This window comes from Nonomuraea sp. NPDC001684 (assembly GCF_053596515.1).
This window is the reverse complement of the sequence record NZ_JBSFGJ010000513.1, coordinates 1-6,224: the sequence shown is the minus strand read 5'-3', so window position 1 is coordinate 6,224 and position 6,224 is coordinate 1. Positions and strand designations below refer to the sequence as shown.

The window sequence follows — 6,224 nt, the reverse complement described above, 5'->3', positions numbered from 1 at the left end:
CGACCCGCGGGCCTGCCGCGCCCACGTCGAGCGGCACTTCGGCGTGAGCGCGATGGCCGCGGCCTACGAGGCGGTCTACCGCCGCATGCTGGCCGCCCCCCGCCCGGCGGCGCTCACCGGCGAGCCCGCCGGGCGGTGACCCCGCCGGTGACCCCGCCGGTGACCCCGCCGGTGGTGCGCGCCGGTGGTGGGCGCCGGTGGCGCGGCCGCCGGTCAGCCGGCCGCCGGCACGGTGTACTTCCCGGCCAGCTCCGACACCGCCGCCTCCTTGAGGATGACGGCGCCGCCCACCGCCTGCTTGTCGGGCTTGACCACGTAGGAGGCGCGCGAGGCGGGCCGGTCGAAGACGCTGAAGTCCATCGGCGTGCCGCCCAGCCCGGCCTCCCACGACTTCTGCGACCGGTGGGCCGCGACGATGCCCGCCCGGCTGAGGTCCTTGGCCTGGCACGCTTTGCGCAGCGCGTCGCCGACGATGATCGCCGCGGTCCAGCCGGCCGCCACGCCGCTGTCCAGGGGCTGGCCGGCGTACTTGGCCTGATAGTCGGCGATGAGCTTGGCGTAGGCGGGCAGCGGCGCGCTGATCGGGGCGCCCGCGGTCACGTAGAAGAAGTCCTTCAGCAGCGCCGGCGCGGCCGGGGTGGCCAGGAGCTGCGGGCTGTAGGCCGAGTTGCTGCCGACGAACGGCACGTCCATCCCGGCGGCCAGGGCCACGCCGACCAGCGAGGCTGCCTGGCGCGGGCCGACCGAGACCAGCACGGCCCGCACGCCCGCCTTCTTGAACGCCGCCACCTGCGCGGTCATGTCCTGGTCGGTCGCCTTGATCTTCTGCTCGACCAGCGTGAGCCCCAGCTCGCCGGCGGCGTACTTGGACCCGGCGAGGGCGCTCTCGCCGTAGTCGCCCTCGAAGTACAGGTGGCCGACCCGGTCGCCGGCCTTGACGCCCTTCTCCTTCACCAGGAAGTCGACGGCGTTGATCATGTCCACGTCGTAGGTGGTGCCGGTGACCTGGATGGCCTCGCTGCCGAGCAGGCCGGTGGCCCACGCCATGGGCAGGGTGAGGATCTTGTCCGCGGTGATCCGGTCCTTGAGCGCGGTGACCATCGGCGAGCCGATGAACTGCGGGATCGCGGCCGTCTTCGGCGCGACCTCGGCGTAGGCGGCCATCGCCTTCTGCGCGTCGTAACCGTGGTCGCGGACGATGGTCTCGATCTTCCTGCCGCAGACGCCGCCGCTCTGGTTGACCTGCTCGAAGTAGAGCTGCTGCGCCTGGGTGAGGCTCTTGCCCAGCGAGGCGTAGGGGCCGGTCAGGTCGGTGAGCAGGCTGAGCGTGATCGTGTCGGCGGTGACGCCGGGGCCGGTCCTGACGCCGTCGCCGCCGGCGGCGGTGGCGGTCGCCTGGCCGCCGCCGGTGGCCTTGCCGCTGGCGCAGGCGGTGGCCGCCAGCCCCAGCGCCAGCAGCGCGGCCAGGACGGCCGTGCGGTTACGGGACATGTGAGCTCCTGGTCTTCGGGGACGGATCCGGTGACGGTGAAGCGGACGGGCGGCGCCCCGGTGACCGGCGGCGCAGGGCGCGCGGCAGGCCGAGCAGGCCGCCCGGGAGGAAGAGGACGACGGCGACGACGGCGGCGCCGTACAGGATGCGGGCGGCCTCGGCGGGGGACAGGCCGCCGCCGGAGCCGGACGGCGACACCAGGGGGATGGCGTCGCCGTAACGGGTCAGCAGCTGCGGCAGCAGGGAGACGAAGACGGCGCCGAGCACCGCGCCGCCCACCGAGCCCAGGCCGCCGATGACGATCATCGCGAGGTAGTCGAGGGAGAGCAGCATGCCGAAGTAGTCGGGCACGGTCCGCTGGAAGATCAGGGCCAGCAGCACGCCGGCCAGGCCGCCGTACATGGACGACAACACGAAGACGCCGGCCCGGTAGCGGGTGACGGGCACGCCCATCACCCCGGCCGCGATCTCGTGGTCGCGGATCGTGTTCAGCGCCCTGCCGGGGCGCCCGCGCAGCACGCCGCGGGCGAACAGCGCCGCTGCCAGCAGCGCCAGGCCGCCCAGGAACCACAGCCGCTCCAGCGCGCCGAACGGCACGTCCAGGACGACCAGCTCCGGCCCGTCGGCGAAGGCGAACCCGAAGACCTCCATCGCCGGCACGGCACGCCCGTTGAACCCGCCGGTGACCGGCCCGGCGTTGAACAGCAGATGCTGCCCGCCGAAGATCAGCGCCAGCGTGGCGATGCCCAGGTAGGCGCCCTTGAGCCGGCCCGCGATCGGGCTGAACAGCCCGCCCGCGACCCCGGCCAGCGCCACCGCCAGCACCGCGGCCACCGGGGTCGGCAGGCCCAGGCCGCCCAGCGACGCGGTGGGCTCGGCGGCCAGGTAGACGTAGGCGTAGGCGCCGACGGCCAGGAAGAACGCGTGGCCCATGGACAGCTGCCCGGTCGCCCCGGTCAGCAGGTTGACGCCGATCGCGCCGATCGCGGCCGCCATCGCGAACAGCCCCGCCTGCAGCCAGAACCCCTCCAGGTAGAACGGCACGGCGACGAAGACGGCCAGGGCCACCAGTGACCCGGCGGTTCTAGACACGGGCCCGCTCCCGCGTCCCGAACAGCCCGGCGGGCCGCAGCAGCAGCACGACGACCATGACGAGGAACGGCGCCACGTCGCCGATCCCGCGGCCGAGGAAGGCCAGGTCGTTCTGGTAGCCGGTGGTCAGGGCCTCGGTGACGCCGACGATCAGGCCGCCGGCCAGCGCGCCCGTGGTGGAGTCCAGGCCGCCGAGTATCGCGGCGGGGAAGGCCTTCAACGCGGCCAGCGAGGAGCCGCGGTCCAGGCCCGGCGTGGGGAAGACGCACAGGAACAGCGCGGCCACCGCGGCCAGCGCCCCGGCCACGGCCCACGCGCTGACCGAGACCCGGCCCAGCCGCACGCCCATGAGCGCGGCCGTCTCGGGGTCCTCGGCGGTGGCCCGCATCGCGACCCCCCACCCGGTGTACTTGAACGCCAGCAGGAACGCCGCGATCAGCACCCCGGCCACGACCAGCGCGACGACCCGGGTCTCGGCGACCGTGACCGGCCCGAGGCGCAGCACCCGCGAGCCCCACGGGTCGCCCATGGCCAGCACCTCGGTGCCGATGCGCCGGGTGAGCTCGGTGGTCAGCACGATGTCCACGCCGATGGTGACGATGGCCAGCACGCTGTGCGAACCGGCCTTCGAGCGGCGGATGACCAGGAACTCCACCAGCGCCCCGATGACCGCCGCCGCCGCGACCCCGGCCAGCAGGGCGGGCCAGAAGCCGAGGTGCGGATGCAGCCGCGCCACCACGTACCCGCCGGCCAGCAGCAGCGAGGCGTGCGCGAAGTTCACCACCTCGGTCGCCTTGAAGATGACGACGAAGCCCAGCGCGATCAGCGCGTAGACGGCCCCCAGCGAGACCCCGTTGACGAGCAGCTCCACAAAAGTGATCACTCCGTCTCCTCCACGCCCAGATACGCGCCGATGACCGCCGGGTCGTTCTGCACCTCGGCGGGCGGCCCGTCGGCGATGCGGCGGCCGAAGTCCAGGACGGTCACCCGGTCGGCCAGCCGCATGACCATGCCCATGTCGTGCTCGACCAGCAGGATGGAGACGCCCAGGCTCTCCCGTACCGACCTGATCAGCCCGGCCATCTCCTGCCGCTCACCGCCGTTCATCCCGGCGACCGGCTCGTCCAGCAGGAGCAGGCGTGGCTCCATGGCCAGGGCCCTGGCCAGCTCGACCCGCTTCTGCACGCCGTACGGGAGCAGCCCGACCGGCGTGTCCAGCACCGCGGCGAGCCCGGCGAAGGCCGCGATCTCGGCGACCCTGGCGGCGTGCGCGCGCTGCTCGCGGCGCGCGCCCGGCAGGCCGAGCCCCGCGGAGACGAACCCGGCCCGGGTGAGCCGGTGGCGGCCCAGCAGCAGGTTGTCCCGCACCGGCTGGTGCGGGGAGAGCGCGATGTTCTGGAACGTGCGGGCGACGCCGAGCGCGGCGATCCGGTGCGGGCGCAGCGCGGTCAGCTCGCTCGCGCCGAACCGGACGCTGCCCGAGGCGGCCCGGCAGACGCCGGACAGCACGTTGAAGCAGGTGGACTTGCCCGCGCCGTTGGGGCCGATGAGCGCGTGCACGGTGCCGGGCGCGACCGTGAAGCCGACGCCGTCCAGCGCCGTCAGTCCGGCGAAGCGGACGGTCACGTCGCGCACCTCCAGAGCGGGCATACCATCCGGTTGGTATGTCGGGGTCACGCGGACCACCTCGACAATCCGGCCCTGGCCTGCGGGGCCGGGGTCCCGTCGGCCACGCCCAGGTAGCGGCGGCGCACCTCGTCGCCGGCGGCCAGTTCGGCCGCGGGCCCGGCCAGCGCGACCGCGCCGACCTCCAGCACGTATGCGTGGGAGGCCAGCGACAGGGCCGTGGCGACGTTCTGCTCGACGAGCAGGATCGAGGTGCCGGCGGCGTTGATCGCCCTGATCGTGGCGGCGATCGCGGCGGCCGCCCGCGGGGCCAGGCCGAGCGTCGGCTCGTCCAGCAGCAGCACCGACGGCTCGGCTATCAGCGCCCGGCCGATGGCCAGCATCTGCTGCTCGCCGCCCGACAGCAGCCCGGCGCGCTGGTGCGCGCGCTCGGCCAGGACCGGGAACAGCTCGCGCACCCGCCGCCCGGCCCGGACGGCGGCCGCGCGCGGCGTGCCCAGTCCGCCGGCCCGCAGGTTCTCCTCCACCGTCATGCGGGCGAACACGCGGCGCCCCTCGGGCACGTGCGTGACGCCGCGCCGCACCACGGCCGCGGCCGGCTGCCCGTCCACCCGCGCCCCGGCCACGCTGACGCCGCCCGCGGCGATCCGGCCCCGGTGGAACCGGAGCGTTCCCGAGACCGCCCGCAGCAACGTCGTCTTCCCGGCGCCGTTCGCGCCCAGCACGGCCACCACCGCCCCGGACGGCACGCTCAGTGACACGCCGTCCAGCGCCCGGACGGGACCGTAGTCCACCACGAGACCGTCCACGCTCAGCTCGGCCATTCGTCTTCCTCACAGGACCCCATGGCGGCCCACCCAAACCGGCGGGCGGGGCCGCCGTCCAGATGCGGCGGCGAAGTCGGGCTCGCTGCCCACCGCGGCCGGGGGCCCGTTGTGCAGCCGCACAACGCGAGGTCACAAAACGCTACAGAGCCTTGTTCTGGAACGGCGGCCGGTGGCAGCCTCGGGGAATGCGTCCCCCTACGGTCGTGGACGAGGACGTCCGCCAGACGTTACGCACCGCAGCCAGGGCACTGCTCGAACGCCTGCCCGAACTGACCGGCGAGCTGGTCGCCAGGACGCGCGGCGGCGACGACGTCTACAGCGCCTGCGTCCCCTACGACGAGCACTGGAAGAGCACCCTCGAAGGCGTGCGCCTGGGCCTGACCGCGATCCTGCAGGAGCCGTCCGAGCGGCGCGACCTGGTCTTCACCCGGTCGATGGCCCAGCGCAGGGCCGAGCAGGGCCTTCCGCTGGAGTCGCTGCTGCGCATGTACCGGCTGGCCGGCCAGGTGACCTGGTCGGCGATCGTGGACCACATGGAACGCGAGCGCCCCGACCGCCTCGACGTCCTGGTCCGCGCCGCCAGCCACGTCTGGCACGCGATCGACCGGCAGTCGCTGGTGGCCTGCGACGTCTACGGCCGGCGCGAGCAGGAGATCCTCGGCCGCAGCAAGGAACGCGTCAACGCGCTGCTGGACGCCCTGCTCGACGGCACCGCCGACGCGGGGGTGGTGCGCGCCGCCGCCGACTCGCTCGGCCTGCCCGAACGCGCCCGCTACGCCGTCGTCACCGTGCGCTTTCCCGGCGGACGCCACCACGACGACGTCCGGCTGCCCGCGACTCTGGGCGCGCTGCGGCTGCTGTGGCGCATGCGCACCGGCCACGAGGTCGCGGTCGTCGCGCTCGGCCGGGCCACCCTGGACGACCTGTGCCAGGAGCTGAGCCTCATCGTCAGCGGCGTGGCCGGCGTCAGCCCCGTCGTCACCGGCCTGGACGAGCTGGGCACCGCGCACGAGCTGGCCTCCCTCGCCATGCGCACCTGCGCCGACGGCGGCCCCGAGATCGCCCGCCTGGACGAGCGCGTGCCGGCCGTGCTGATGATCAGCCGGCCCGGCGTCACCGGCCACCTCGTCGATCAGCACCCTGGCCAGTTGCAGGCGCACGCCCTCGACCACCACGCCCTCGGTCAG

General features: G+C 74.4%; 6 protein-coding genes. 1 reads left to right on the top strand and 5 read right to left on the bottom strand.

Features of this window, described 5'->3' with window-relative positions:
* Positions 1–213 precede the first annotated feature (213 nt).
* Genes ACWCSD_RS45630 through ACWCSD_RS45610 form a run of 5 tightly spaced genes read right to left on the bottom strand, consistent with a single transcriptional unit; the run spans position 214 to position 5,034 of the window.
* Positions 214–1,491, bottom strand: a complete 1,278-nt coding sequence (locus ACWCSD_RS45630) for an ABC transporter substrate-binding protein (RefSeq protein WP_449924846.1) — start codon at positions 1,489–1,491, stop codon at positions 214–216.
* Positions 1,481–2,584: a branched-chain amino acid ABC transporter permease gene (locus ACWCSD_RS45625; RefSeq protein WP_449924843.1), complete on the bottom strand. Its 1,104-nt coding sequence runs from the start codon at positions 2,582–2,584 to the stop codon at positions 1,481–1,483. Before ACWCSD_RS45625 ends, ACWCSD_RS45630 begins: the two co-directional genes overlap by 11 nt.
* Entirely contained in the window at positions 2,577–3,467 is an 891-nt protein-coding gene (locus ACWCSD_RS45620; RefSeq protein WP_358286314.1) for a branched-chain amino acid ABC transporter permease, read from the bottom strand. Before ACWCSD_RS45620 ends, ACWCSD_RS45625 begins: the two co-directional genes overlap by 8 nt.
* Positions 3,464–4,234 carry an ABC transporter ATP-binding protein gene (locus ACWCSD_RS45615; RefSeq protein ID WP_449924839.1) on the bottom strand — a complete coding sequence of 257 codons (771 nt, stop codon included), beginning with the start codon at positions 4,232–4,234 and terminating at the stop codon, positions 3,464–3,466. Before ACWCSD_RS45615 ends, ACWCSD_RS45620 begins: the two co-directional genes overlap by 4 nt.
* Before the next feature lie 23 nt (positions 4,235–4,257).
* Positions 4,258–5,034, bottom strand: coding sequence for an ABC transporter ATP-binding protein (locus ACWCSD_RS45610; RefSeq protein WP_449924836.1), 777 nt, complete (start codon positions 5,032–5,034; stop codon positions 4,258–4,260).
* A 188-nt stretch (positions 5,035–5,222) separates the two neighbouring features.
* Here ACWCSD_RS45610 and ACWCSD_RS45605 point away from each other — a divergent pair.
* Positions 5,223–6,224 (top strand): PucR family transcriptional regulator (locus ACWCSD_RS45605; protein ID WP_449924833.1); only part of this gene is annotated, 1,002 nt, incomplete at its 3' end.

What these genes read in the sequence shown, in the direction of transcription:
- ACWCSD_RS45630 (WP_449924846.1), bottom strand. Translation starts at nt 1,491, where the DNA reads ATGTCCCGTAACCGCACGGCCGTCCTGGCCGCGCTGCTGGCGCTGGGG.
- ACWCSD_RS45615 (WP_449924839.1), bottom strand. Translation starts at nt 4,234, where the DNA reads ATGCCCGCTCTGGAGGTGCGCGACGTGACCGTCCGCTTCGCCGGACTG.
- ACWCSD_RS45610 (WP_449924836.1), bottom strand. Translation starts at nt 5,034, where the DNA reads ATGGCCGAGCTGAGCGTGGACGGTCTCGTGGTGGACTACGGTCCCGTC.